The sequence below is a fragment of the Marinobacter sp. S0848L genome, assembly GCF_023016065.1.
Lineage (GTDB): Bacteria > Pseudomonadota > Gammaproteobacteria > Pseudomonadales > Oleiphilaceae > Marinobacter.
In genome coordinates this window covers 26,747-51,472 of record NZ_JALKAQ010000011.1, presented here as the reverse complement: position 1 = coordinate 51,472, position 24,726 = coordinate 26,747, and the positions used below count along the sequence as shown (strand labels likewise).

Annotated in this window: 26 protein-coding genes; 2 read left to right on the top strand and 24 right to left on the bottom strand. The window is 55.2% G+C overall.

Annotated elements, in window-relative coordinates:
• Window positions 1-19: 19 nt before the first annotated feature.
• From MWU64_RS12735 to flhA, 12 genes are all read right to left on the bottom strand, one after another.
• Window positions 20-760 carry a chemotaxis protein CheW gene (locus MWU64_RS12735; RefSeq protein ID WP_247064769.1) on the bottom strand — a complete coding sequence of 247 codons (741 nt, stop codon included), beginning with the start codon at window positions 758-760 and terminating at the stop codon, window positions 20-22.
• A complete protein-coding gene (locus tag MWU64_RS12730; RefSeq protein ID WP_247064768.1) occupies window positions 753-1,550 on the bottom strand; it encodes a ParA family protein in 798 nt (265 codons plus the stop codon). The genes MWU64_RS12735 and MWU64_RS12730 overlap by 8 nt, the downstream gene beginning before the upstream one ends.
• Before the next feature lie 184 nt (window positions 1,551-1,734).
• Window positions 1,735-2,517 carry a flagellar motor protein MotD gene (gene motD / locus MWU64_RS12725; protein WP_247064767.1) on the bottom strand — a complete coding sequence of 261 codons (783 nt, stop codon included), beginning with the start codon at window positions 2,515-2,517 and terminating at the stop codon, window positions 1,735-1,737.
• A gap of 28 nt (window positions 2,518-2,545) precedes the next feature.
• The gene (locus MWU64_RS12720) at window positions 2,546-3,283 is read right to left on the bottom strand and encodes a flagellar motor protein (RefSeq protein ID WP_247064766.1); all 738 of its coding nucleotides are present in this window, start codon (window positions 3,281-3,283) and stop codon (window positions 2,546-2,548) included.
• Window positions 3,283-4,428, bottom strand: a complete 1,146-nt coding sequence (locus tag MWU64_RS12715) for a chemotaxis response regulator protein-glutamate methylesterase (protein ID WP_247064765.1) — start codon at window positions 4,426-4,428, stop codon at window positions 3,283-3,285. The genes MWU64_RS12720 and MWU64_RS12715 overlap by 1 nt, the downstream gene beginning before the upstream one ends.
• Before the next feature lie 22 nt (window positions 4,429-4,450).
• Window positions 4,451-6,547, bottom strand: a complete 2,097-nt coding sequence (locus MWU64_RS12710) for a chemotaxis protein CheA (RefSeq protein WP_247064764.1) — start codon at window positions 6,545-6,547, stop codon at window positions 4,451-4,453.
• A 19-nt stretch (window positions 6,548-6,566) separates the two neighbouring features.
• On the bottom strand, window positions 6,567-7,352 hold the full coding sequence (locus MWU64_RS12705; RefSeq protein WP_247064763.1) for a protein phosphatase CheZ: 786 nt from the start codon (window positions 7,350-7,352) through the stop codon (window positions 6,567-6,569).
• Between the two features lie 20 nt (window positions 7,353-7,372).
• A complete protein-coding gene (gene cheY, locus MWU64_RS12700; RefSeq protein WP_114333352.1) occupies window positions 7,373-7,756 on the bottom strand; it encodes a chemotaxis response regulator CheY in 384 nt (127 codons plus the stop codon).
• A gap of 88 nt (window positions 7,757-7,844) precedes the next feature.
• Window positions 7,845-8,588, bottom strand: coding sequence for an RNA polymerase sigma factor FliA (locus MWU64_RS12695; RefSeq protein ID WP_247064762.1), 744 nt, complete (start codon window positions 8,586-8,588; stop codon window positions 7,845-7,847).
• A gap of 30 nt (window positions 8,589-8,618) precedes the next feature.
• Window positions 8,619-9,431, bottom strand: a complete 813-nt coding sequence (locus MWU64_RS12690) for a MinD/ParA family protein (protein ID WP_247064761.1) — start codon at window positions 9,429-9,431, stop codon at window positions 8,619-8,621.
• Window positions 9,432-9,493: 62 nt separating this feature from the next.
• Window positions 9,494-10,831 carry a flagellar biosynthesis protein FlhF gene (flhF, locus tag MWU64_RS12685; protein ID WP_247064760.1) on the bottom strand — a complete coding sequence of 446 codons (1,338 nt, stop codon included), beginning with the start codon at window positions 10,829-10,831 and terminating at the stop codon, window positions 9,494-9,496.
• 57 nt (window positions 10,832-10,888) lie between these two features.
• Window positions 10,889-13,060: a flagellar biosynthesis protein FlhA gene (flhA, locus tag MWU64_RS12680; RefSeq protein WP_247064759.1), complete on the bottom strand. Its 2,172-nt coding sequence runs from the start codon at window positions 13,058-13,060 to the stop codon at window positions 10,889-10,891.
• Window positions 13,061-13,295: 235 nt separating this feature from the next.
• Between flhA and upp the strand changes: the two genes are divergently transcribed.
• Window positions 13,296-13,934: a uracil phosphoribosyltransferase gene (gene upp, locus MWU64_RS12675; RefSeq protein ID WP_247064758.1), complete on the top strand. Its 639-nt coding sequence runs from the start codon at window positions 13,296-13,298 to the stop codon at window positions 13,932-13,934.
• Window positions 13,935-13,936: 2 nt separating this feature from the next.
• Window positions 13,937-15,193: a uracil-xanthine permease family protein gene (locus MWU64_RS12670; protein WP_247064757.1), complete on the top strand. Its 1,257-nt coding sequence runs from the start codon at window positions 13,937-13,939 to the stop codon at window positions 15,191-15,193.
• A 194-nt stretch (window positions 15,194-15,387) separates the two neighbouring features.
• Here the strand turns inward: MWU64_RS12670 and flhB are convergent, their stop codons facing one another.
• The 12 genes from flhB to MWU64_RS12610 form a co-directional block, all read right to left on the bottom strand.
• Window positions 15,388-16,524, bottom strand: a complete 1,137-nt coding sequence (gene flhB / locus MWU64_RS12665; RefSeq protein WP_247064756.1) for a flagellar biosynthesis protein FlhB — start codon at window positions 16,522-16,524, stop codon at window positions 15,388-15,390.
• Window positions 16,525-16,526: 2 nt separating this feature from the next.
• Window positions 16,527-17,309, bottom strand: a complete 783-nt coding sequence (gene fliR / locus MWU64_RS12660; RefSeq protein WP_247064755.1) for a flagellar biosynthetic protein FliR — start codon at window positions 17,307-17,309, stop codon at window positions 16,527-16,529.
• Between the two features lie 3 nt (window positions 17,310-17,312).
• The gene (gene fliQ, locus MWU64_RS12655; protein WP_114333343.1) at window positions 17,313-17,582 is read right to left on the bottom strand and encodes a flagellar biosynthesis protein FliQ; all 270 of its coding nucleotides are present in this window, start codon (window positions 17,580-17,582) and stop codon (window positions 17,313-17,315) included.
• A gap of 10 nt (window positions 17,583-17,592) precedes the next feature.
• Window positions 17,593-18,354: a flagellar type III secretion system pore protein FliP gene (fliP, locus tag MWU64_RS12650; RefSeq protein ID WP_247064754.1), complete on the bottom strand. Its 762-nt coding sequence runs from the start codon at window positions 18,352-18,354 to the stop codon at window positions 17,593-17,595.
• A gap of 4 nt (window positions 18,355-18,358) precedes the next feature.
• The gene (fliO, locus tag MWU64_RS12645; RefSeq protein ID WP_247064816.1) at window positions 18,359-18,754 is read right to left on the bottom strand and encodes a flagellar biosynthetic protein FliO; all 396 of its coding nucleotides are present in this window, start codon (window positions 18,752-18,754) and stop codon (window positions 18,359-18,361) included.
• 52 nt (window positions 18,755-18,806) lie between these two features.
• Window positions 18,807-19,313, bottom strand: a complete 507-nt coding sequence (gene fliN / locus MWU64_RS12640; RefSeq protein WP_247064753.1) for a flagellar motor switch protein FliN — start codon at window positions 19,311-19,313, stop codon at window positions 18,807-18,809.
• Window positions 19,306-20,304, bottom strand: coding sequence for a flagellar motor switch protein FliM (gene fliM, locus MWU64_RS12635; RefSeq protein WP_247064752.1), 999 nt, complete (start codon window positions 20,302-20,304; stop codon window positions 19,306-19,308). Before fliM ends, fliN begins: the two co-directional genes overlap by 8 nt.
• Before the next feature lie 24 nt (window positions 20,305-20,328).
• Window positions 20,329-20,829, bottom strand: coding sequence for a flagellar basal body-associated FliL family protein (locus MWU64_RS12630; protein WP_247064751.1), 501 nt, complete (start codon window positions 20,827-20,829; stop codon window positions 20,329-20,331).
• A gap of 178 nt (window positions 20,830-21,007) precedes the next feature.
• Window positions 21,008-22,174 (bottom strand): flagellar hook-length control protein FliK, encoded by a 1,167-nt coding sequence (locus MWU64_RS12625; RefSeq protein WP_247064750.1) that lies wholly within the window; start codon window positions 22,172-22,174, stop codon window positions 21,008-21,010.
• 95 nt (window positions 22,175-22,269) lie between these two features.
• Complete coding sequence (locus MWU64_RS12620; RefSeq protein WP_247064749.1) at window positions 22,270-22,614, bottom strand: Hpt domain-containing protein; 345 nt, start codon at window positions 22,612-22,614, stop codon at window positions 22,270-22,272.
• Window positions 22,615-22,648: 34 nt separating this feature from the next.
• A complete protein-coding gene (locus MWU64_RS12615; protein WP_247064748.1) occupies window positions 22,649-24,361 on the bottom strand; it encodes a SpoIIE family protein phosphatase in 1,713 nt (570 codons plus the stop codon).
• A gap of 10 nt (window positions 24,362-24,371) precedes the next feature.
• Window positions 24,372-24,677 (bottom strand): STAS domain-containing protein, encoded by a 306-nt coding sequence (locus MWU64_RS12610; RefSeq protein ID WP_247064747.1) that lies wholly within the window; start codon window positions 24,675-24,677, stop codon window positions 24,372-24,374.
• Window positions 24,678-24,726: the final 49 nt, after the last annotated feature.

The following is a 24,726-nucleotide window of genomic DNA, read 5'->3' as shown; positions in this document are numbered from 1 at the left end:
TTCATTCAGTAACCGGGAATCAACTCAAATCCAACCGTTGTTCCCGTTCTGCGCGCATGAGTAGCTCAGACATAGTCCTCACATCAATCAAAGCACACATATGATCAATCACCGTGCCAGCCAACCAGGGCCTTTGGCTTCTGGCTGTGCGCCACCGCACCTGCTCGGGATCCAGCGTGAACGACTGCCCCACGCTGTCACAGGCCAATCCCCAGGGACTGTTGTCCAGACGAATAATAAACCGGTAGTTTTCTCTGGCGTCTTCCGGCACTCGGCCTGCCATGATCCATTGGGCCGTGTCTACCACTCGAAGGTTATAGTCGGTACCCGGGCGGATGCCCATATACCAGTCAGGGCTACCGGGCAGCGAACGAATCTCCTCTTCAATTTTATGTATAGCACCCAAGAGTACCAAGGGCACGGCCAGCTGGAGCCCGGCCACGGTAAAGATCAGACACTCAAACGGCTGCTCTGACCAGTCGGGCCGTGTGGGCAGCTCGTTCGCAACCGGCTCCGACTCCGGCTCTGGCAGGCCGGGAGTCGTTGCAGGCTCATCTGCCGGTACCTGTTCAGCCACACGCTGCAGAGGCTCGGCGGCGGGAAGTTCTACAGGAGTGGGCTCGGGCTCCACCGCCTTGGGCGCCGGGTCCGAAAGCGCTTCTTGTTCTGCGGATTCGGTCGCAGTATGCAACAACTCATCCAGATAACTGGCGATGGCCGCGTCTGAAACCGTCAACTGTGTCATTTTTTTGTCAGCCATGGCCCGACCCTTTCGCCGCAGACGTTTGAGCCAGAAGGTCGTCAAGTAAATGGCTATAAGCTCTCACGCCATGGGTGTTGGCATCGAGGACCGATGGAAACACGCCTTTCTCGCTGGAATCACGAAACTTGGTATCCACGGGCACCGCAAAGCGCCAGAGATTGTTCGGGTAGGTTTTGCGCATGAGGTTGAGGCTTTTCACCGAGGCCTGGGTTCTGCGGTCATACATGGTCGGCACGATGGTGTACGGCAACTCGTTTTTTTGCGAACGCATCACCATCTGCAAGGTGTGCAGCATGCGCTCAAGCCCCTTGATGGCCAAAAATTCCGTTTGAACCGGAATCACCAAATGTTGCGCTGCCGCTAATGCGTTCACCATCAACACCCCTAGCGACGGCGTGTTGTCTAGCAAAACGTAATCGAAATCGTCCCACAACTGCGCCAACGCCCGCGATATGATCAACCCCATGCCGCCAACGCCCACCATTCGGCGCTCAAGGGTCGCCAAAGCCGTACTTGCCGGCAATAAGAACACATTGGGGTGGCTGGTGTCGGCGATCAACTGCGCCGGCAAACCATCCGGTACCGCACCTTGGTGCTGGAACAGATCAAAGACACTGTGGGCAATGGTGTCCGGGTCGTAGCCAAACCAGGAGGTCAGCGAACCATGAGGGTCAAGATCAACCACAAGCACCCGTTTGCCACGCTGAGCCAATAACCCACTCAGTGAAACAACAGAGGTGGTTTTGCCCACTCCACCCTTTTGATTGGCTACTGCCCAGATACGCACACGTATTACTCCAGCTACAAGCCCGAACGTTCAATAACGGCTTAACAGTTATATCGGCGGCAACGCAGGCAACTTGAAGAATTACGCTTCTACAAGCGGCAAGCATTTGCCGTTTCTGATTGATAAGAATGAGTTAATACAGAAAGTGTGCCAGATCGGCTATACGCATGAACAACCTGTTGTTCTAACGGACAACGCCGCGAATGCTCGAATCTTTTGAAATTAACAAGATAACCCGACGGTTGCGTCGCCGCCCTTCTTCTGTGTCGTTGCGGGCAACAGGCTGATGCTCGCCATAACCAATGGCGGCCAGCCGTTCTGGCTCTATGCCCTGCATCACCAACATTCGCGAAACCGCCGAGGCCCGGGCCGTTGAGAGCTCCCAGTTAGAAGGGTAGCGCCCGGTACGGATAGGCTGATTATCGGTAAAGCCCTCTACCTTTACCGCGTTATCCCGGTCACGCAACACTTTGGCAACCTTTTCAATGACCGCGAAAGAATCGTAATGCGGCTCCGCGTCGCCGCTATTGAACAGCATACTGTTCGGCAGGCTTAGCTCTATCCAGTGATCACTGGTTTCGAGACTGACCACGCCCTGATTAATCAGATCATCAAACTCCATCGCCAGTTGGTCAGCCATCGCGCGCAGTGCTTCAACTTTACCTTGCTCACTGACCTCAGAGTTACCAGGCGCATCGGTGACCACCGGGGGAATGACGTTTTGGTGTTGCTGTTCGGGCATCGCCGCCACGTGTTCTCCTACCTCGATCGGCTTTATTGATCGTTGAGGCGCATTGAACACGCCGGTAAAGGTTTCAGACAGCACTTTGTATTTGCCTTCGTTAACCGAAGACACCGAGTACATCACCACGAAAAAAGCGAACAACAAGGTGATGAAATCCGCGTAGGAGATCAGCCAACGTTCTTTATTGTGAACTTCTTCTTGCTGGTATCTGCGGCGACGCATAGGTAACCCGACTCCTGATCACTGCGGGTCAGAGAAAGCCCCGGAGCCGAAGCTCAATGGTTTTGGGGTTTTCACCTTCGGCGATGGCGATGATGCCATCGATCATCATGTCTTCGTAGCGCGTGCGCTCTCTGACAATACTGCGCAGCTTGTTCGCTATGGGAAAGAACAGGAGGTTAGCAAGCGCGACGCCGTAAATGGTGGCAACAAACGCAGTTGCTATCCCACTACCCAACGATTGCGGGTCTTCAAGGTTGGTCATCACCTGTATCAGGCCCATCACCGCACCAATAATCCCTATGGTTGGCGAGTAGCCACCCATGGCCTCATACACTTTGGCCGATTCGGTATCCCGCTCTTCGCGGCACTCCAGATCGACTTCCAGCGTGTTGCGAATGGTTGAGGGCTCGGCACCATCAACCAACAACTGGAGCCCCTTGCGGGCAAACTTCTCCGGCTCACGCTCTGCCAGCCCTTCCAGCCCCAACAAACCTTGTTTTCGAGCTTTTACACTCCAATCCACAACTTTACCAATGCCATCTTCCAGAGAAATATAAGGCGGTATAAACACCCAACGCACCTGAACGAAGGCTCGTTTTAGCGTAGGCCAAGAGGTCTGAAGAATAGTGGCGGCCAGTGTACCGCCGATGACGATCAGTGCCGCAGGCGTATTAAAGAGCGAACTGACGGCACCACCTTCCAACAAATTACCACCTAAAATGGCAACGAAGGCCAGAATAATCCCCAGTAGGCTCAAGATATCCATTAGCTTACGCCTTCAATCAGTCGTAAACCCACGTCGTTCAGCGACAACACTTCATCCGACAATCCAGCGGTCGCGACAGCCATAGGCATGCCATAAATCACCGAGGATTCCTCATCCTGTGACCAAACCACCGCTCCGCTTTGCTTCATCATGCGGCAACCTTCACGGCCGTCTGCGCCCATGCCGGTGAGAATAACCCCCAAGGTTTTGCCGGGGAAACTACGGGCCAGCGAGCCAAAGGTGACATCCACACAGGGCTTGTAATTCAACCTCTCGTCACCGGGCAAAATCCGCACACGGCCGCGCCCCCCCCGGTTTTCGATCATCATTTGCTTGCCACCGGGGGCGAGCAGCGCAAGACCCGGTTTCAACCAGTCACCATCCTGGGCCTGACGCACCTCGATTTTGCACAGTTTATTCAAACGTTCGGCGAACGCCGGCGTGAAACTGGCTGGCATATGCTGAACCAGAACGATAGGCGCAGGAAAACTGGCGGGTAAGACGCTGAGAACTTTCTGGAGAGCAACAGGGCCGCCTGTTGAGGTACCAATACCCACCACGCTGTATTGGCGCGCTGGCGTTTTACTTGAACTGCGCCGGGAAGGACTGGCCACCGTTTCGGAACGGGCGGGCCTGGCAGCGGGCCGCACTGAGGGTCGTTCCGCCCGTGGCGCAATACCTAGCAGCTTTACCGGGGTGGTAGTGGCTGCGGGGGTAGACGGCGCAACGGGCCCGCGAGCCCGGGGCCGGCTTTTAGCAATATCCAGCACACGGTTAATCAGCACCTCTTGGAGCTGGCTGGTATCCCGGGCAATTTCTTCAAAATTCTTAGGCAGGAAATCTATCGCGCCAGCCTCCAACGCATCGAGCGTCACCCGGGCACCTTCGTAGGTAAGCGACGAAAACATCAGCACCGGTGTGGCTTGCTTCGCCATGATTTCACGCACTGCCGTAATGCCGTCCATTACGGGCATTTCGTAGTCCATGGTAATCACATCCGGGCGCAGTTTTTCGGCCAACTCAACCCCTTCGCGACCATTGGTGGCAGCACCGACAACGGTGATCTGGCCCGAAGCCGTCAGGATTTCCGTCAATCGTTTTCGAAAGAAACCTGAATCATCCACGACCAGAACAGAAACTGTCATCATTTCTCCTAAACGCCCGGAATCACCCGTAGTGCTGAAGCAAACTGGGCACATCAATGATCAAGGCAATGCGACCATCACCCGTAATGGTGGCTCCCGCCATCCCCGGCGTACCCTGAAGCGCACGCCCCAGAGGTTTGATGACCACTTCCTCTTGCCCCACCAGCTGATCCACCACGAAACCGACCTGTTTGGTGCCCATCGCCACGATGACGACATGGGCATTGTCTACTTCCTTACGGGCTTCTTCGTCGTGTACAAGCCAGCGTTTAATGTGAAACAGCGGGAACACTTTATCGCGAACCACAATGCATTCGCGCCCATCCACCATGTTGGTTTTGGTCAGATCAAGGTGGAAAATTTCCACCACGTTTACCAGCGGCAGCGCGAACGATTGCTCGCCCAGCATGATCATCAGTGTGGGCATGATGGCCAGCGTGAGCGGCACCTTGATGATGATTTTCGTGCCTTTGCCTAACGCCGATTCGATGGAAATCTGGCCATTCAGCTGGGCAATGCGGTTTTTGACCACATCCATACCAACGCCGCGGCCAGATACATCAGAGATCTGCTCTTTGGTGGAAAAACCCGCGGCAAAAATCAGGTTGAAACACTCGTTGTCCGTGAGTCTGTCCGCCGCATCCTGGTCGTACAGTCCCTTTTCAACGGCCTTTCGGCGCAGCACGTCAGGGTCCATACCGCCACCATCATCGGCGATGGACAGCAAAATGTGGTCGCCTTCCTGCTGCGCCGACAACGTGACGGTTCCAGCCCGGGATTTACCGGCGGCTTCGCGGATATCCGGCCCTTCGATGCCGTGATCAACGGAGTTGCGAACCAAATGGACCAATGGGTCAGCAAGCGCCTCCACCAGATTCTTGTCCAGATCCGTCTCTTCACCGTGCATCATAAGGCTCACCTCTTTCTTCAGGTTACGCGCAAGATCACGCACCACCCGAGGAAAACGGCCAAATACCTTCTTGATCGGCTGCATGCGGGTTTGCATAACCGCCGCCTGCAAATCGGTGGTCACCACATCCAGATTGGCAACCGCTTTGTGCATGTGTTCGTCTTCGCTCTGCGAGCCCAAACGCTGCAGCCGGTTGCGCACCAATACCAGTTCACCCACCATGTTCATGATGTCGTCAAGACGTTTGGTATCTACCCGAACGGTGGTTTCACCCACTGGTGCCGCCTCTCTGGCCGGCGCTGCCGTTTTCGCTGCAAGCGCGGGCGCGGGTATGGGCTCGGCTTTGGCGGACGGTTCCGGAGCGGGTTCAGACGAAGCACCGGTGCCAGGTTGAGACGTTCCGGACGGATCAGGTTTCGCGCCGGGGCCGCCGCCTTTGCCATGCAGCTCATCCAACAGACGTTCGAATTCATCGTCGGTGATCAGATCTGAACTTTCATTGCCCGCGGGCTGGTCGCCCGAGTTGGCTCCGGCGCCTTCCGTTTCAATGGCATCGGGCGCGGCAAATTTTCCTTTGCCATGGAGCTGATCCAGCAACGCCTCAAATTCATCGTCGGTGATTTCATCGCCGCCGGTTTCCGAAGCGGGTTCCGTTGCCTGCTCTGTGGCGTCCGGCTGAGTAGGTGCCTGAGCTTTGTCGTCTGCAATCGCGTCCAGCAGCTTCTCGAACTCTTCGTCGGTGATATCGCCTTGATCCTGAGTTTCCGGCGCGGGGGCTTCACCGGGCAATTCAACCGGTGGCGGCGCAGGCGTGTCAGACTCAGGGACGGCCAAGGCATCCAAAGCCGCAATCAAACTGGCTGGCGCCGGGGTCAGCTCTTCGCGATTACGCACTTGTTCAAACATGGCATTGACGTTGTCGAGACCCTGCAGCACAACGTCCATCAATTCCGGGGTCACCTTGCGTTTGTGATTCCGCAAAATATCGAACACGTTTTCTGCCGAATGGCAGCAATTCACCAGCGCGTCCAGCTGCAGGAACCCGGCACCACCTTTCACCGTATGAAATCCGCGGAATATGGCGTTGAGCAGATCGCTGTCGTCTGGATGCTGTTCCAGATCAACCAACTGCTCCGACAACTTTTCGAGAATCTCGCCGGCTTCTATCAAGAAGTCCTGAAGAATCTCTTCATCGGCATCAAACGCCATGGGTCACCCTCTTTGTCACTCAGAAACCGAGACTGGATAGTAAGTCGTCAACGCCGTCTTGCCCCGAGACGACATCGTCTCGCTCAGCGGCTTTGATTTGTGGACCTACTCCCTTTTCGGCCGATTCTTCTTTTTCTTCAATCTGATGGACTGTGCCTGTCAACTGATCGACATGACTGGCCATAACCACCAAGCCCAACAGATTCTCTTCAACTTCTTTCACCAGCGCAGTGACTTTTTGAATCACTTGGCCAGTGAGGTCCTGGAAATCCTGGGCCAGAAGAATTTCCGAGAGGTTTTTGTAGAGGTTGTCCGAGTCGCTGCCCAAGGTTCCGAAAAAGGCATCAATCCTTGCGTACAGTTCGCGAAACTCGGCGGGTTCAATCTCGCGACGACGCAAGCGTTGCCATTCGTCCTTAAGGCTCACGGCCTCATCGCGGATGGCATGAGCCACGGGCATGCTTTCTTCAACCAGGTCCATGGTGCGGTTCGCGGCCTGGCCGGTCATTTGAACCACATAGGCTAAACGGTCCGAAGCATCCGACATTTTTGAAAGCGCTTCTTTCTGCTCCGCATTCCGCGGATCGATCTGAAAGTTGCGGATGGCCTCGTGCAGACTCCGGGTCAATCGCCCTACTTCTTGATACAGGCTTTGATCACGAACCTCACTCAGCTCGTTGATGATGGTCATCGCCTGGGCGAAATCGCCACCGTTAACGCTCTCAACCAATCGGGAGGTCTGCTCCTGCAGCTTTTGGGTGACCTCCGGATCGAGACCCCGTTGGGTGTGTTTGCTGTCACTCATGCGAGCTACCCGACCTTTGGTTACTGAATACGTTCAAAAATCTTCTCGATTTTTTCCTTGAGAACAGCAGCGGTAAATGGCTTAACAACGTAACCATTCACTCCGGCCTGGGCCGCGGCGACGATCTGGTCACGTTTGGCTTCAGCGGTGACCATCAGTACCGGCAAATTCTTCAGGCTTTCATCAGCGCGGACGGCCTTTAAAAGATCAAAGCCTGACATGCCGGGCATATTCCAGTCGGTGACCAGAAAATCGTAGTGGCCATTCTTGAGCATCGGCAACGCCGTGTTGCCATCGTCGGCCTCATCGGTATTGGTAAAACCCAGGTCACGCAACAGGTTTTTGATGATTCTTCGCATTGTGGAGAAGTCGTCCACAATGAGTATCTTCATATTCTTGTCCAAAGGGACCTCCAGTAAATAACACCCGGATGTAGGGCAACCTGCTGATATCCGGCAGGCTGTGTAAGATTCTTTTCAGCACGACAGCCGGTCAGCTATCACCGTTTTCTCGCCAATCTGACAAGCGGCCACGAAGACGCAAAGCCGCCTGGCTGTGAATCTGGCTGACCCGGCTTTCGCTGACCCCGAGCACCGCCCCGATTTCCTTAAGATTCAATTCTTCCTGATAATACAAACTCAAAACTAACTTTTCTTTCTCTGGGAGCGCTTCAATCGCTTCGGCCAAACTGCGCTGAAATGCGCCGGCAGAGATGCCGTCCAGAGGATTGTCACTGGCTTCTTGTTCTTCTATCGGCAGTTCACCGGATTCATTGAGCTCATCCAGACTAAATAACCGACCACTGTTGGCGTCAGCAAGAGACGAGTGGTACTCCGACAACTCGACACCAAGCTCCTCCGCCACTTCGGCATCCTGAGCTTCCCGGCCGGTCCGGTCTTCAACTGTTTTGATTGCGGCGGAGATGCGGCGCGCATTGCGGTGCACGGAACGAGGCACCCAGTCGCCTTTTCGGATTTCGTCAACCATCGCGCCCCGAATGCGAATACCCGCATAGGTTTCGAAGGTTGCGCCCTTACCGGCGGCATAACGCTGAGCCGCTTCCAACAAGCCGATCATTCCAGCCTGCATCAGGTCTTCAAGCTGGACTGACGCCGGTAAACGGGCCATCAAATGCAGGGCTATTTTTTTGACCAGCGGTGCGTGCTCCTCGATCAAGCTCGAGGCATTCGGGGCGCCCGCCTGTTGATATATTCCCAGATTCTTCGTCAATGTCATGTATCCGGCTTTTATTGGACTGGATTCAGATCAGACTTCGACGAGCCGCTCCACGAAGAACTCCAGATGACCTCGAGGAGAAGATGGCAGTGGCCAGCTATCCACTTTGTCTGCCAACGCTCGCACGGCAATAGATGCTTTTGCACGGGGGTAAGCCTCCAGAACAGCGCGTTGACGTTGAACGGCTTTCTTCACCGCTTCGTCGTAAGGCAGGATACCCACATATTGTAATGCCACATCCAGAAAACGCTCGGTTACTCGCGTCAATTTTTCGAACAAATGCTTACCTTCTTCCTCACTGCGAACCTGATTGGCAAGCACCCGAAAGCGATCTGTTCCGTAATCACGATTCATTAATTTGATGAGTGCGTACACATCCGTGATCGAGGTCGGCTCATCGCACACCACCAACAACAGCTCTTGGGCAGCACGCAGGAAACTCACAACCGATTCGGAAATACCGGCGGCGGTGTCTACAATCAGCACGTCGATCTGGTCGCCCAGCTCACTGAACGCATTGATCAAACCTGCATGTTCCATAGGGCTAAGCTGAGTCATACGCTGGGTGCCGGAGGAAGCTGGTACGATTTTGATTCCACCCGGGCCATCGACCAGCACGTCTTTCAGATCACACTCGCCACTAAGAACATCGTGCAGATTTTTATGGGCTGTCACGCCCAGCAACACATCCAGATTGCCCAACCCCAAGTCGGCATCCAGCACAACAACACGGCGGCCTTTTTCTGCCAACGCTATTGCCAGATTGACCGACACATTGCTCTTCCCGACTCCGCCTTTACCGCCGGATACCGCAATAACCTGAACCGGATGTGGTTTGTTCATACTGTTTACTGTCTCTTACTGCGTCGATAACGGGTTCTATGCCGGTGACTGTTGCACTCAGGCTATGCCAGGGCACCTTCTACAGCGTCCTGCGAATGCTGCATCGCCCTCAAGCGCTCTACCCCCATACGTACCAGCGGAGCGGCTTCGGCCCGGTGCAAGTCTTCCGGTATTTTCTGACCGTCGGTATACCATGCGACCGGAAGGCCGGTTTCCATCACAAACCCCAGAGATTCGCCCAAGGTAAGCGACTCGTCAATTTTAGTCACGATGCAGCCGGCAAGGTTTGCCATCTTATAGCAATGCCAAACGGATTTCATGATACGCGGCTGACTGGTTGCAGACACCACCAAATGTGTATGAATATTGTGATCACTGCGCACCAACTCTGCCAGTTGCTCCTGATACCCCCGGTCGGCACTGGTCAGCCCGGCGGTATCAATCAGCACCAAATGGCGATCAGACAGCTCATCCAGAATGTCATCCAGTGAGTGGCTTTCATCAACCACCCGCACCGGCACATTGAGAATGCGCCCAAATACAAACAGCTGTTCGTGCGCTGCAACCCGATAGCGGTCTGTGGTGACCAGCGCCAAACTGTCCGCCCCGTGTGCTAACACATAACGCGCGGCCAATTTTCCAATCGTTGTCGTTTTACCGGACCCGGTCGGGCCTACCAGAGCGAACACGCCGCCGGATTCCAGCCAGCTATCCCGCCCGGTCCGAATACCGGTAGCGACCATTTTCAGGGACGTTTTCCAACCTTCCTCCAGCCGGCCGCTTCGGTGCTGCCGGGCAACGGAAGTTGCCAGATCAGGGCTTAAGCCAAACTCTTGCAGGCGCTCGCTCAAAAGTTGCTGCACCGCATTCTTGGCGCCCCGTTCATTTGGCTCATTGGAGCCAGACGCAGGAGCCGGTTGCGCCCCCATCATTTCTCGCAATGAACTGATCTCTGCCTTCATGGCGGCCAATTCGTCGGAGTAACCTTGAGCCTGCTTTGACGCAACCGTTTCAGGCTTCGGCCCCTCCGCCAAACCTGAATTCACATCCCAGTCCGTGTCGGAATCGCTAGTCAGGGATACTTGAGGATAGCGGGCACCTACGGCCGCGCGCTTCTCCCGAACATCCTGAATGCGGCTGCGCGTCCGGCTAAGTTCGTCTTCCAGACGGCGATGCTGATCGGCCTGCATTTCCGCCAAACGGGAACCGTTAGTCGCGTCTGCCGCTTTGTCTCCCAGACTTTGGCGAGCCATGTTTTCGTCATAATCCAGAGCCGTCACAATTTCGACGCCCCCATCCACCCGGCGATTGGACAAAATAACGGCATCCGGTCCCATTTCGTGACTGACCTGCTTCAGGGCCTCGGCCATGGACTGCGCAAAAAACCGTTTAACTTTCATAACTTCCATCCTCTGCCGTCGAGCTGAACTCAGCTGACTGCGCTGCGGTAGCAACCTTTACTGGCCGACTGACGCAACGATCGTGATCTGTTTGTTGTCCGGAATCTCTTGGTACGAGAGCACATGCAAGCGCTCTACCCCGTAGCTGGCAAACTTCGCCAACCCTGGCCGCAACGGTCCGGAGACCAACAGAATGGCTGGTTTGCCTAACATTTCTTGCCGCTGCACGCTGTCTTGCAATGAACGCTGCAGCTTTTCGACCATGTTCGGCTCTAGCACCATGCCAATATCATCCTGTCCGCCGGATTGTTGACTCTGCTGAACAGACTTAAGCAACATTTGTTCCAAGTCCGGGTCCAGGGTAATCACCGGAATTTCGGAATCGTTGCCACAAATGCTTTGTACGATCATCCGACGAAGCGACTGACGGGCCAGCGTGGTCAGCAGTTTCGGATCCTGGCTCTTTGGATGAACATTTACGATGGCTTCGGCGATCGAGCGCATGTCTCGAACCGGCACTTCTTCTTTTAACAGGTTCTGAAGCACCTTAAGCAGAATGCTGATAGAAATGGTGGTCGGCACCAGCTCTTCCGCCAGCTTAGGCGAAATCTTTTCAAGCTGATCCAGCCACTTTTGCGCCTCGTCATGACCAATTAACTCATGAGCGTGCTTTTGCAGAATCTGATTCAGGTGGGTCGCAACCACGGTGCTGGCATCAACAACGGTATAGCCCAGTGTTTGCGCCTGATCTTTCTGTTCCGGCTCAATCCAGATGGCATCCAGACCAAAGGCAGGATCTTTCCCGGCAATGCCCTCGACCTTTCCAAACACCTGCCCCGGATCAATAGCCAGCTCACGCTCAGGATGGATCTCGGCTTCCGCAATGGTGACCCCCATCAGGGTAACCCGATACACGTTTGGCATCAGGTCCAGGTTGTCCCGGATATGCACTGACGGCATCAAAAAGCCCATGTCTTGAGACAATTTTTTACGAACACCCTTAATACGGCTGAGCAACTGACCACCCTGTGACTTGTCCACTAAAGGGATCAGCCGGTAGCCCACTTCCAAGCCCACAATATCAACCGTCGCGACATCATCCCAACCCAACTCACGGGTTTCGCCGGGCGGCGGCAGAGCCTGCCCGTCACCGCCTCGATCCGGAATAACCTCACCACCCTGGCGCGCCGCGCTGGCCGGCATACTGCCACGCCCTGCAAACACACCCTCTTCCTCAACCGTTTGACTCTGCTTTTTCCAGACGAACCAAGCCGCCGCAGCGGCCAGCGAGCCCAGCCCCAGAAACGCCACATGGGGCATGCCCGGAATCAGACCCAGCAAAATCAGAATTCCCGCGGCGATACCCAGAGCTTTAGGTGCACTGAACATCTGCTGAATAATCTGCCCACCCATATCCTGGCTGGACGTCACTCGAGTGACCATAATCGCGGCCGCCGTCGACAGCAGCAGGGACGGAATCTGAGCAACCAGACCGTCACCGATGGTCAGCAACGCGTACCGCTCCATCGCCAGGGTAAAGTCCAAACCATGCTGAACCATACCGATGGCGACACCGCCAATGATGTTAATGGCCAGAATCAGCAAACCGGCAACCGCATCGCCTTTCACGAACTTCGACGCACCGTCCATGGAGCCATAAAAATCAGCCTCCTGAGCAATTTCTGATCGTCGGGCTTTTGCTTCTTCCTGATTCACCAAACCGGCATTCAGGTCTGCGTCAATGGCCATCTGCTTACCGGGCATGGCATCCAAAGTGAAACGCGCGCTGACTTCGGATACCCGGCCAGCACCTTTGGTGACCACCAGAAAGTTGATGATCATCAGTATCGCGAACACCACCAGACCCACGGCGTAGTTCCCGCCAATCAATACCGCACCGAACGACTCGATGACCTTACCGGCAGCATCGCCACCTTCGTGACCATTGAGAAGAACGATTCGGGTGGATGCGACGTTCAACCCTAAGCGAAGCAACGTAGCCACCAACAACACCGTTGGAAAGGCAGCAAACTCCATTGGCCGCAGCGCGTAGACACACACCAACAGAATCACAATCGACAGCGTAATGTTGAAAGTGAAGAACACGTCGAGCAAAAAAGCAGGCATGGGCAAAATCATCATGCCCAACAAACCCATCAGCATCAGCGGGACACCGAGATTCCCTCGCGTCAGAGTTTTGACGTTATTCAGAACGAACGCTCTGTCCATACTGCCTGCTTCTCCGGATCACTGTACTTTGAGGTGATTTTGGGTCATCACCGGGTCGGAAATCTGACGCGATACCCCTTCACCCAGACCGTGTCGCAAGATCTGTACCATCCCGTATAAATTTTATGATTTCTAGGCAACAGATCGCCTGACGTGAGCGCCTGGATACGGTATCCTTTCGCCGTTTGACTGATCAAAAACCAAGCCAGAAAATCCGAACCCACAGGTGACCCCGATGCCTATCCACGAAGTGAAGCACCCACTGATCCAACACAAGCTCGGCCTAATGCGCCGCTCAGACATCAGCACCAAAAATTTTCGTGAACTGGCTCAAGAAGTTGGCGCACTACTGACCTACGAAGCGACAAAAGATTTCACCCTGCAAGAGAAAACCATCGACGGCTGGGCCGGGCCGGTGGCGGTAGAACAAATACACGGTAAAAAGATCACCATTGTCCCCATCTTGAGAGCAGGCTTGGGCATGCTGGATGGTGTACTCAGCCTGATTCCTGTAGCGCGAGTCAGCGTGGTCGGTCAGATCCGTAACGAAGAAACTTTCGAAGCAGAAACCTATCTGGAAAAACTGGTAGGAGAACTGGACCAGCGTACCGCGCTGATCATCGACCCGATGCTGGCCACCGGCGGTTCCATGATTTCCACCATCGACCTGCTCAAACAAGCGGGCAGCACCGAAATCCGCGCACTGGTTCTGGTTGCTGCACCGGAAGGTATAGAAAAGGTGTTGGAGAAACACCCGGACGTTTCCATCTACACCGCGTCTGTTGATGACTGCTTGAACGAAAAAGGCTACATCCTGCCGGGCCTCGGCGACGCCGGAGACAAGATCTTCGGTACCAAGCAAAAGGATGTTTAAGAATGCAGGACATCACGACTGACTCAACCTGGAAACAGGCCATAGCCGGCTCGCAAATGCTACTGGTCGCTTTCGGCGCACTGGTACTGATGCCACTGATCACCGGACTTGATCCCAACGTAGCGCTGTTTACCGCGGGCATCGGCACCCTGATCTTTCACGTCGTCACCGGCGGCCAGATCCCCATATTCCTGGCCTCGTCCTTCGCTTTCATTGCTCCGATCATGGCCGCCAAAAGCCAGTTCGGCCTGCAAGAAACACTGGGCGGCCTGATGGCCGCAGGTATTCTCTACATCATCCTCTCCGGCGTTATCCGCCTGCGTGGAACCGGCTTCGTCACCCGCCTGCTCCCGCCCGTGGTTATCGCACCGGTCATCATGACCATCGGCCTGGGCCTGGCCCCAGTCGCCGTACACATGGCCTCGGGCCGTACCGGCGATGGCGGCACCCAACTCGTCCCCGAAGACACCGCACTGGTGATCGCAATGATCTCACTGCTGGTCACCATCATCATGACCGTCTGGGCTAAAGGCATCTTCCGCCTGATCCCGATCATGATCGGCATTGTCGTGGGCTACATTCTCTCCGCCTTCGCAGGCATCGTAGATACCACCGCCATCCAGCAAGCCGCCTGGTTCGCCGTCCCGAACTTCGTCGCCCCCGCCTTCAGCTGGAGCGCCATCCTGTTCATGATCCCGGTTGCCATCGCACCGGCTATCGAACACATCGGCGACGTACTGGCCATCGGCAACGTCACCCGCAAAAACTACCTGGAAAAACCCGGCCTGCACCGCACCCTGCTCGGCGACGGCCTGGCCACCAGCGCCGCCTCCATGCTCGGCGGACCACCCAACACCACCTACTCCGAAGTGACCGGCGCCGTCATGCTGACCCGCAACTTCAACCCGAAAGTCATGTGGTGGGCCGCAGCAACTGCCATCGTACTGGCCTTCGTCGGCAAATTCGGCGCAGCCCTGCAGACCATCCCGGTCCCGGTCATGGGTGGCATCCTGTGCCTGCTGTTCGGCTCCATCGCTGTAGTCGGCCTGAACACCCTGATCCGCCACCAAGTAGACCTGTCCCAGTCCCGTAACCTGGTTATCGTGGGCGTGACACTGGTCTTCGGCATCGGCAACATGGTGTTGGGAACACTGGAAGGCATTGCCCTGTGCGCCGTTGTTGCGATTGCATTGAACCTGGTGCTACCCGGTGAAAAAGAAGCCTGGGGCACACGGATGCAGGAAGGCAGCGCAGAGTAAGCGGTCCGAAGTAATTCCTATACTGGCCCAGCCAAGCAGCGTGGCGCTGGGCCGCCCTCCCAAAAATATCGAAGGCCAAGGATGGCCTGAGAAAAGCGCACATGGATGTGCTCGTAGCGGTTTTTGGGAGGGCGGCCCAGTGCCACGCAGCACCAACCTTTCAGGCTACTTTTGCCCCGCTCCCGTAAGAAAAATCAAAGATCGCGCCGCATCTCCGGCGGAATAGGAAAGTCCGGCATCCCAGGCTTAGGCCCATGCCCCTTCCGGAACTGCCGCAACTGAAACACATACGCCAACACCTGAGCGATCGCCATATACAGCCCGTCAGGAATCTCCTCACCAATCTCCGAATTATGATAAACCGCCCGAGTCAAAGGCGGCGTACGCAACACCTCCACCTTATACTCCCGGGCCACCTCCATAATCTTGAACGCCACCTCATCAGCACCCTTAGCGACCACCACCGGCGCCCCCATCGAATCCTGATCGTACTTTAACGCCACCGCATAATGCGTCGGGTTCGTAATCACCACATCCGCCGTAGGCACATCCTGCATCATCCGGCGCTGCGCCATCTCCCGCTGAAGCTGACGAATCTTACCCTTTACCTCCGGCTTACCCTCAGAGTCCTTATACTCGTCCTTCACTTCTTGCTTCGTCATCCGAAGCTTCTTCTGATGGTCATAAATCTGAAACGGCACATCAATCATCGCAATAATGATCGTGGCGCAAGACAACACCAAAAAGCTCCAACCCAACGTCCACAACACATGCTCCATCGCCGGCACCACCGGCTCCTCCGCGATGCTCAACAAATCATCCGTGCGAAGATTCAAAATCATGATCGCAATGGCCAAAACCAAACCCACCTTGGCAATCGCCTTCACCAGCTCAATCAGCGAACGCATCGAAAACATCCGGCCCAACCCCTTGATCGGGTTCATCCGATTGGCTTTCGGTGCAATGGCCTTGGCACTGAACAACAAACCACCAATACCGATCGAACCGGCAATGGCAGCAATTAGCAGAAGAATCAGAATGGGAGACAATGCATAAGCGGCCTCTTTGGCCGAAACAATCAACTGCACACTCATATGGCGGGTATCAAAAATCGACGCACGCTCAATCACAAACGCATCCCGCATGATGCCTTCGAACGTAATCGCCAATTGCGTGCCAAACATCAGCAAACCACCCGCCCCGGCAAGCAACACCGCCATGGTCGCCAGTTCTTTCGAACGGGCAGCCTGACCATCCTCCTTGGCCTTCTCAAGCCTTCGGGGGGTAGGTTCTTCGGTTTTCTCCTGACTGTTGTCGTTCTCTTCAGCCATGTTTAACGCCCCTGCAACTGACGCATAAAGTCGAACGTCTCACGGGTGTACTGATCAAAGTGTGGCAGAAAATTCCCGTGCAACACCCAAATGGCGAACAAACCGAAAATCAGACCAATCGGGAAACCCAACGCAAAAATGTTCATCTGGGGGGCGGCACGCGTCATCACACCGAAAGATATATTCACGATCAGCACCGCCGTTACCGCTGGCAGCGCCAACAACATAGCCGACGCAAACATCCAGCTGATCCGGTGCGCCAATTCCCATACCCCACTTTGGCCCAGGCCATCCAGGCCAATCGGCATGGTATGGAAGCTTTCGATAAAGATCTCGAACGCCACCAAATGGCCGTTCATCAACAAAAACAAAAGAGTAATGGTAATGGTATAGATCTGCGCCAGTACTGGCACATTCACGCCGTTGGCGGGGTCTACCATCGAGGCGAAGCCCAAACCCATTTGCATAGCGATCATCTGGCCGGCAATCACGAATAACTGCCACAGAGCGGTCAGCGCAAACCCCAATCCGACACCAATCAGAATCTGTTGAAGCGTGATCACGACCGCATCGGCACTCAGGGCTTCGACCTTGGGCACTTCAGGAATCATAGGAACAATCAGAATGGTCATCAGCAGCGCCAGCCCAAGACGCACTCGCGCTGGCACCAATTGGGTACCAAAGATAGGAATAACCATCAGGAAGCTGGCAAGGCGGAACAGCGGCCAAAGGTGCTGCCCTACCCACTGACCCAGCAGGTCTGCACTGAACTCCGCAGGAAACATCCGCTAGCCGATCAGGTAAGGAATACTGGAAATAAGCCCGCGGGCGTGGTCCAGCAAGGTGGTAAGCATCCATGGCCCGGCTGCAATGATCACGATCAGGGTAACCAGCAACCGTGGCAGGAAACTCAGCGTTTGCTCGTTGATTTGGGTTGCGGCCTGAAAGGTACTGACCACCAAACCGATCACCAGGCCGGGGCCAATGATGACGCCTGCGAACAGAACAATCATCCAGAGTGCTTCACGGACAATATCAATCGCGGTTTCAGGCGTCATGTCGTGCCTCCTATATGCCGTAACTGGCGGCCAGGGTACCCATAATCAGCGCCCAGCCATCAACCAGCACGAAGAGCATGATCTTGAACGGCAACGAAATTATGATCGGCGACAACATCATCATACCCATCGCCATCAAAACACTGGCAACCACCATATCGAGTATCAAAAAGGGTATAAACAGAATAAAGCCGATCTGAAAGGCCGTTTTCAGCTCGCTGGTTACGAAAGCCGGCATCAACACCCAAAACGACACGTCTTCCGGAGTTTCGTACTCCACCTCCGCCAGCCGCATAAACAACGCCAAATCCGATTCCCGCGTCTGCTCCAGCATGAACTTCCGGAACGGCTCGCTGGCCAGTTCCACGGCTTCCAGTGACGTGACTTCCTCCTGAAGATAGGGTTGCAGGCCAACCCGATTGGCTTCTTCCAAAACCGGCTTCATGATAAAAATGCTGAGAAAGAGTGCCAGCCCTAACAGAATTTGGTTCGAGGGCGTGGCCTGCAGCCCCAGTGCCTGCCTCAGGATTGCGAACACCACGATGATACGTGTGAACGATGTCATCATCATCAACATCGCGGGCAGGAAGGTCAGCGCTGTCATCAGCGCCAGTATTTGCAGAGTTACTGAATATTCTTCTGTGCCGTCTTCGCCCGGTTGCACAGAAAAGGCCGGAATGCCCGGCAAATCCGCCGAGGCGACAGCGGGCAACAACAAGCCAGCCAGAAGGGCCAGTAAAGGCAGATACGATCGGATCGCGGCATTCACCATAGCGTTACTCTTTAGGCTCCGGGGCTGTCCAGGATTTCCCTATCAACCCCTGCAACTTGCGGGCGAAGTCACTGGTCCCTGTATTACTGGCGTCGACAACGGGCTCGTCAAACACCTGCAGCGTTCGAATGCTGCCCGGGGTGATGCCCAGCAAGATTTGTTGGCCACCCACCTCAACCAAAGCGATGCGCTCGCGAGTGCCAATGGCGAGAACAGAAACCACACGAATTGCATTGTTGTTCATGCCCGCCATACCGGTCATGCGACGAATCAACCAGGCACATCCGTATATAACCGCAATAACGGCCACCAACCCGAGCCCGAGACTGACAATCATGCCGACCGTGTCTGGCGTGTTGCGCACAACGTCCTGAGCAGGCTCCGCGGTCTGTTCAGCAATCGCGGGCGTGCTCAACAGGGCCGGTAGCAGCCAACGTAACCAATAAAACACGTTATTTCTGCAACCGTTTGATGCGCTCGCCCGGGCTGATAACATCTGTTAGCCGGATACCGAACTTTTCATTGACCATGACCACTTCGCCGTGGGCGATCAGCGTGCCATTTACCAGCACGTCCAACGGCTCACCGGCCAACCGGTCCAGCTCGATGACCGAACCTTGATTCAACTGCAACAGGTTGCGAATCGGAATCTGGGTATTACCCACCTCCATTGAGATGGTTACCGGGATATCCAGAATAACGTCCATATCCGGCGCGCCCGCGCCTCCTGCCGAACTGCTGTCTTCCGAAAATTCTTCCATGGGCGCGGTACGGACCTGCTGCTCCGCGGCTCCCTCAGCCTTACTTCCCTCGGCTTCGGCCATCGCCTCCGCCCAGGCATCTTCCGTAGACTCCTCGGTGCCCGCATCACCGGATTCACCCATAGCTGCTTCCCACTCGGCGGCCAGCTTTTCGTCTTCCGTGAGCTCGTTATCGTCTTTTTTGTCGTCGTCAGCCATTGCGTCCCACCTTCAGTTGTTTCTTCACCTTGGGCAACTTCGCCCTTTCATGAATTCGTAGCGCCAACTTGCCGTCACGCGTTCCCATCGTCGCCTTGTAAACGGGAACGCCGTTAGCCGTTACCGTGAGATGATCCGCAAGCTCGACGGGAATAACATCCCCCGCTTTCAATTTAGCAAGATCCCGCAGTGAAATTCTGCGCTGACAAACCGTAGTATTGATCGGCACGCTGATGTCTTTGATGTCTTCCTGCAAGGCGCTAACCCAGCGCTCATCCACATCATCAATGTCGCTTTGAACACCCGCATCGAGAACATCACGAATAGGTTCAATCATGGCGTAAGGCATTGCCAGATGAAGCTCGCCGCCGCCGCCATCCAATTCAATGTGGAAGGTGCTGACCACCACCACTTCGCTCGGGCTAACGATATTAGCCATCGACGGGTTTACTTCCGAGCTCAGATAGTCGAAATCGATATTCAGAACCGCCTGCCAGGCTTCCTTCATATCCGCAAAAACCTGATTCAACACCATCTGCACAATCCGGTTTTCAGTCGGCGTGAATTCGCGGCCTTCAATTTTTGCGTGACGCCCCTCGCCTCCAAAAAAGTTATCAACCAGTTTGAACACCAGCTTGGCATCCAGCACAAACAGTGACGTGCCACGAAGTGGACGGACCTTGCAGAGGTTGAGGCTGGTTGGCACGTAAAGGGTATGGACGTACTCACCGAACTTCATGATCTGCACGCCGCCCGTCGATACATCCGCATTACGGCGCAACAAATTGAACAAACTGATACGGGTATATCGGGCGAAGCGCTCGTTGATCATTTCGAGCGTTGGCATGCGGCCACGGACGATGCGGTCCTGGCTGGCAAGATCGTAATTCTTTACGCCAGTGTCGTCGCTTTCATCATAGGTATCGATATCGCCATCATCCACACCGTGGAGAAGCGCATCGATTTCTTCCTGTGATAATAAATCCTGCATATCTGGTCCTGCCCTGACTGTGGCCTACTGCACAACAAAGTTCCGGAACAACACCCGAGCAATAGCAGGCTCTCCCTCTTGCTCCAGCATTTTGTTGACCGCTTCCAGCATTTTTTCAGACAGAGCAACCCGACCTTCCGGCGCCTGCAAATCCGAGAATTGCGTACTTCCCAGCAACATGTTCAACTGATTCAGAATCAACGGCATGTGCTTTTTAGCCCCCTCCAGTGCCGCGGGGTCTTTTGCTTCGAACGACAAATAAATCTGCGCATAGCGCTGTCGACCTTGCGCTTGCACTGTGGTTCTCAGGGGTTTCTGGATGTCGCTGTAAACACTGGCCTGAAACTCTGGCTCGGCTGGCTCCGTCGAGCTTTCCTCGGCCGTGCTGGCGGCATCGCCTTTCAGAAACCAAAGAGTGCCGGCGACGGACAAACCGATTGCCAGTAGCGTGATCACCACCACCGTGATGATGATTTTCAGCTTGCCTTTTTTCTCGGGCTCTTGTGCAGTAGTGTTTTCTGCCATGATGTCCGCTTTGTCAGATTTTCGTCACCCTGAGGTGTTCAGGGTGCGCTTTCAGGGTTAAAGCAAGGGACGGGCCAAACACGCCATCCTTGCTATTTAAACCAGCAGTTTAGCGCCGTGGACGACGATGGGCAAAAACGTTTTGAAGGCACCGCGCCAAGCCTTCGGCGCGGGAACATCACGCAAAGATATCAACCTCGCCTTTCCAGGCCAGATCGAGGTGACCTGATGTAACTTCTTGCCCCTCAAGCTCTACCGCATTCAACCCTCCAGCCCCCTGTCGGGACCCACCGCCCTGCTCGGAGCCATCGCCTTGGGCATCGGTTTGACCACCCGGCTGATCAGAGACATCGAATTCACTCAGCGCAACACCCTGCTCGGCCAGCATATCCCGTAATCGGTTGGAATGAAGCTCCAACTGCTCACGCACCACCGGGTTTGCTGCGTGCACCGTCACCGCTGCCTGATCGTTCTGAACCCTTACCTTCACCTCCATAGGCCCCATGTCGGGCGGCGTGAGATGAATTTCAGCAACCTGCAGATTTTTAGCGGTAAGCCAGCTTAGCTTACCCATTACCTTATCCCCCCATTCAGCCTGCCCAACCGGCACATCGACTGTGGTGGAATAGCCCCGCAACGGTAGGTTTGCGTCGCCTGCCAGCTTGCCTTGCATGGCTTGTTGTGCAGCGCTATCCAGGGCACCCTGAAAGCGGGGCGACGAGAGTAGATTGGCGGGATCAACGGGCCGGGCCGTGTCGGCGGTTACATTAGCTGCCAGTAAATCCGAAAATTGACTGCTAGAGATGAATCCACCCGTGCCTGCACTTTGGCTATTCAGCCCGTTGGCCCCGAGTGGTTTTCCGGGCAGGCCGCCGTTCATCATTGCGACACCGAGAGCACCCTCAGCGGTTGCGGGACTCCCATTGGCGGGCATCAAAGACTGCAGACTGGCGAAGGTAAGAGGGGCTTGAGAGTGGGCCTGATCCTGAGACTCTCCGATTGATCCGGAGCCGGCCGTTTCATCTACCGATTGCGAACCGGCCTCCGCATCATCGCTCTTGGCAGATTTGCCGGCTTCAACGGAAGCTTTATTGCTGGCCGTTCGGTCGTTGGGAGGGGCATCTTGAGCGCGGGCACTGTCTTGCGCAGTATCAGATGCTTCTTTACGATCGGCGCGCTTTTGCTCCAGACGACGCTTTTCAAGGCGATCCTGTTCGGCTCGCGACACCTGCTCAAAAGCGCTCTCGCCTTTTTCTGAACGCCGTCCGTTAGCAACAGCCTTCGACGCAACAGCGTCTTGCTGGGTGCCGGAAGATGGCATTTGGGAAAGAATTGTCTGCTGCATGGCAACCTCTTGCCGCTTTATGTCTCAGGAGCACCCCCGATGGGGCCCAACCTGTAACGAAGCAAAAGCGATGCCAAACCCGGCCTCATCCGGGTTTACTGATTAAAGTTTTCCAGCTCCCGCGCGACTTCTTCAAATTCCTGTTCGACTGCGGTCAGTAAACGCTCAGCCCCTTCGAGGCGCCCTTCACTGCCCAGCACTTCTAACTCAAAACACAGGTTGCCCAGTTTCGGCACGCCAATGTTGATGCAGCTGCCCTTCAGGCTATGGGCCGCTTTTCTGAGACGTTCCGCATCGCCGGTATCAGCGGCTTCTTTCAACCCGGAAATCCGGGTGCGTGAATCCGCCAGATAAGTTTCGATGAGCACGCCAAACTCATCTTCCATCACATCTTGCAGCTCCGCCAAGGCCTCTTCATCCAAACGGGGTATGTCGTTCATTGCGTATCCTCGCGGTTGCGTTCAGCATCTGTCGTCACTGGCTTGTAGCGCCTTGCGCCGGGAATTCCCAATCATAGACGATTTCAATACAGTTACCCGAACCGCAGATGCTGACTTCTTTGGCCAAACGCTTCAAGATCCCCATTCCTCGCCCGGCATATTCGTGAACGGAAGCCGCACGGGCGCCCATGGTATTCTCTTGTCGCTCAAACCCCTGACCACTGTCTTCACAGCGGATTCTAAGTCTGCCCGCCTCTACCCGAGGCTCATGATCCAATGTAAACCGGACATAGTGCCCCTGTGTGTCTGACAGGCGCCGCATTCGCTCCTCATAGTAAAGGCTAAAACCTTCTGCGGTTTTTTTCCATTCTGAGGAGAGTTTCAAAACCCCGTGCTCTAACGCGTTGCTGTATAACTCCGACAAAATCGTGTACACATCACCACTTTTCCGGCGCAAGCCAGGCACCTCCATACAGATGTGCAAAAGCAGGGGCAACGGGTTGAAATCTGCCAGCGCCCGGTCGCGAACTTCGTAAACGCAATGCCAGCTTCCCGAACCAGACAGTGCCGATTCGGGGGTGGATTCCGCCACATCGGTAACGCCCCCCCCGATGCCAACCTCCAAACAACACAACGTCATATCGTCGGCAGGATCCGGATGCCCGGTGAACGCTTGCAATCGGGCCATCAAAGCGTCAAACGGGTGATCACCCGCATCAAGCCCCTCAAGTACCTGACGTACCGAGTCTTCGCCGAAACGCTCTCCCTGAGCGTCACAAGATTCGGGAAAGCCGTCGGTCATCAAAACCACGTAATCCCCGGTGGCTGCCGGGAATAGCTCCATGGTCACGTCGAATCGTTCCGGCGGCTGAACACCTAAGGGTAAGTGCATTGATGGTATGGCGACCCGTTCGCCGTTGGCGCGAACCAGCCAACCGTCAGGCAACCCACCGTTCCAGACACGGATTGATCCCTGCTTGCCGTCTGCCTCGAACAAAGCACCACAACAAAACATCCCGACGGGCAGAATGTTGCGCAGTTTCTGGTTTATCTCTGTGAGCAGGTCAGCCGCCCCAAACCCTTTTGCGGCCATGCCATAAAACACCTCGGCAACAGGCATGGCACCGATGGCGGCGGGTAGACCGTGTCCAGTGAAATCCCCCATGAAAATCAGCGTCCCGCCGCCGGGGCGCTCAGCAGCAAACAAAACATCGCCGTTAAAAATGGAAAGCGGTGAGGCGTGATATCGAATATTCGACGCATCCAGACAACCCGTATGCGCAACGTTGTCGAAAACCCGCCTTGCGAGGCGCTGCTCTGAAAGCATCTGCTCATTTTGCGTCCGGATTTGATCACGCTGCTGCATCACCGAGCGATGCAGGTTGAGCATGCGGCTGTAGGCGCTGATCTTGGCTTCGAGGATCACGCGACTGTAGGGTTTGAGCAAAAAATCATCGCCTCCGGCTTCCAGGCAACGTGCCTGTTCGCGCTCGCTGGCCAATGAGGTGATGAAAATCACGGGAACAAAGCGTGTACCCGCCAGTGCCTTGATTCGTCGTGCTGCGTCCATGCCGCTCATGGTTGGCATCAACGCATCCATCAATACGATGTCCGGCTCGAGCTTCACGAACATTGCGACGGCTTCCAATCCGTCAGAAGCTTCATACACTTGATGCCCCAAACGACGGAGCAAAGTTGCCAGAATCATCCGATCGCCGTGGCTGTCTTCCGCGATTAAAAGATTCACGGTGCACGCTTCAGCGAATGCTGAACAGCTGCTCGAAGTTAGAGATGGAGAGGATGCGTCGCACATCGGCATTGCAGTTTTCGATCACTACACTGGCCACATCTCCGCCAGCGTGATCTCTCAACAACAGCAACATGCCTAGCGCAGAGCTATCAAGATAAGTCGTGTGTGTCAGATCAACCACGTATTCTTTCACTGGCGCATCAGAGTGTTCGTAGGCATCCCGAAACGCCTGATGAGTGCTGAAGTCAAACCGGCCATGCACCTGAATCATCAGCACCTGACCGTCATCACTTCGCCGCGTACTTACCGACATACGCCTTCCTCTTTGCGCTTTCGCTTAACGATCATCGCTGCTCCTTATT

Bases quoted from the DNA above. Each gene is read 5' to 3' on its own strand.
- MWU64_RS12735 (WP_247064769.1), bottom strand. From the start codon at position 760: ATGGCTGACAAAAAAATGACACAGTTGACGGTTTCAGACGCGGCCATC.
- motD (WP_247064767.1), bottom strand. From the start codon at position 2,517: ATGCGTCGCCGCAGATACCAGCAAGAAGAAGTTCACAATAAAGAACGT.
- MWU64_RS12720 (WP_247064766.1), bottom strand. From the start codon at position 3,283: ATGGATATCTTGAGCCTACTGGGGATTATTCTGGCCTTCGTTGCCATT.
- MWU64_RS12715 (WP_247064765.1), bottom strand. From the start codon at position 4,428: ATGACAGTTTCTGTTCTGGTCGTGGATGATTCAGGTTTCTTTCGAAAA.
- MWU64_RS12710 (WP_247064764.1), bottom strand. From the start codon at position 6,547: ATGGCGTTTGATGCCGATGAAGAGATTCTTCAGGACTTCTTGATAGAA.
- MWU64_RS12705 (WP_247064763.1), bottom strand. From the start codon at position 7,352: ATGAGTGACAGCAAACACACCCAACGGGGTCTCGATCCGGAGGTCACC.
- MWU64_RS12695 (WP_247064762.1), bottom strand. From the start codon at position 8,588: ATGACATTGACGAAGAATCTGGGAATATATCAACAGGCGGGCGCCCCG.
- MWU64_RS12690 (WP_247064761.1), bottom strand. From the start codon at position 9,431: ATGAACAAACCACATCCGGTTCAGGTTATTGCGGTATCCGGCGGTAAA.
- flhF (WP_247064760.1), bottom strand. From the start codon at position 10,831: ATGAAAGTTAAACGGTTTTTTGCGCAGTCCATGGCCGAGGCCCTGAAG.
- flhA (WP_247064759.1), bottom strand. From the start codon at position 13,060: ATGGACAGAGCGTTCGTTCTGAATAACGTCAAAACTCTGACGCGAGGG.
- upp (WP_247064758.1), top strand. From the start codon at position 13,296: ATGCCTATCCACGAAGTGAAGCACCCACTGATCCAACACAAGCTCGGC.
- MWU64_RS12670 (WP_247064757.1), top strand. From the start codon at position 13,937: ATGCAGGACATCACGACTGACTCAACCTGGAAACAGGCCATAGCCGGC.
- flhB (WP_247064756.1), bottom strand. From the start codon at position 16,524: ATGGCTGAAGAGAACGACAACAGTCAGGAGAAAACCGAAGAACCTACC.
- fliR (WP_247064755.1), bottom strand. From the start codon at position 17,309: ATGTTTCCTGCGGAGTTCAGTGCAGACCTGCTGGGTCAGTGGGTAGGG.
- fliQ (WP_114333343.1), bottom strand. From the start codon at position 17,582: ATGACGCCTGAAACCGCGATTGATATTGTCCGTGAAGCACTCTGGATG.
- fliP (WP_247064754.1), bottom strand. From the start codon at position 18,354: ATGGTGAATGCCGCGATCCGATCGTATCTGCCTTTACTGGCCCTTCTG.
- fliN (WP_247064753.1), bottom strand. From the start codon at position 19,313: ATGGCTGACGACGACAAAAAAGACGATAACGAGCTCACGGAAGACGAA.
- fliM (WP_247064752.1), bottom strand. From the start codon at position 20,304: ATGCAGGATTTATTATCACAGGAAGAAATCGATGCGCTTCTCCACGGT.
- MWU64_RS12630 (WP_247064751.1), bottom strand. From the start codon at position 20,829: ATGGCAGAAAACACTACTGCACAAGAGCCCGAGAAAAAAGGCAAGCTG.
- MWU64_RS12625 (WP_247064750.1), bottom strand. From the start codon at position 22,174: ATGCAGCAGACAATTCTTTCCCAAATGCCATCTTCCGGCACCCAGCAA.
- MWU64_RS12620 (WP_247064749.1), bottom strand. From the start codon at position 22,614: ATGAACGACATACCCCGTTTGGATGAAGAGGCCTTGGCGGAGCTGCAA.
- MWU64_RS12610 (WP_247064747.1), bottom strand. From the start codon at position 24,677: ATGTCGGTAAGTACGCGGCGAAGTGATGACGGTCAGGTGCTGATGATT.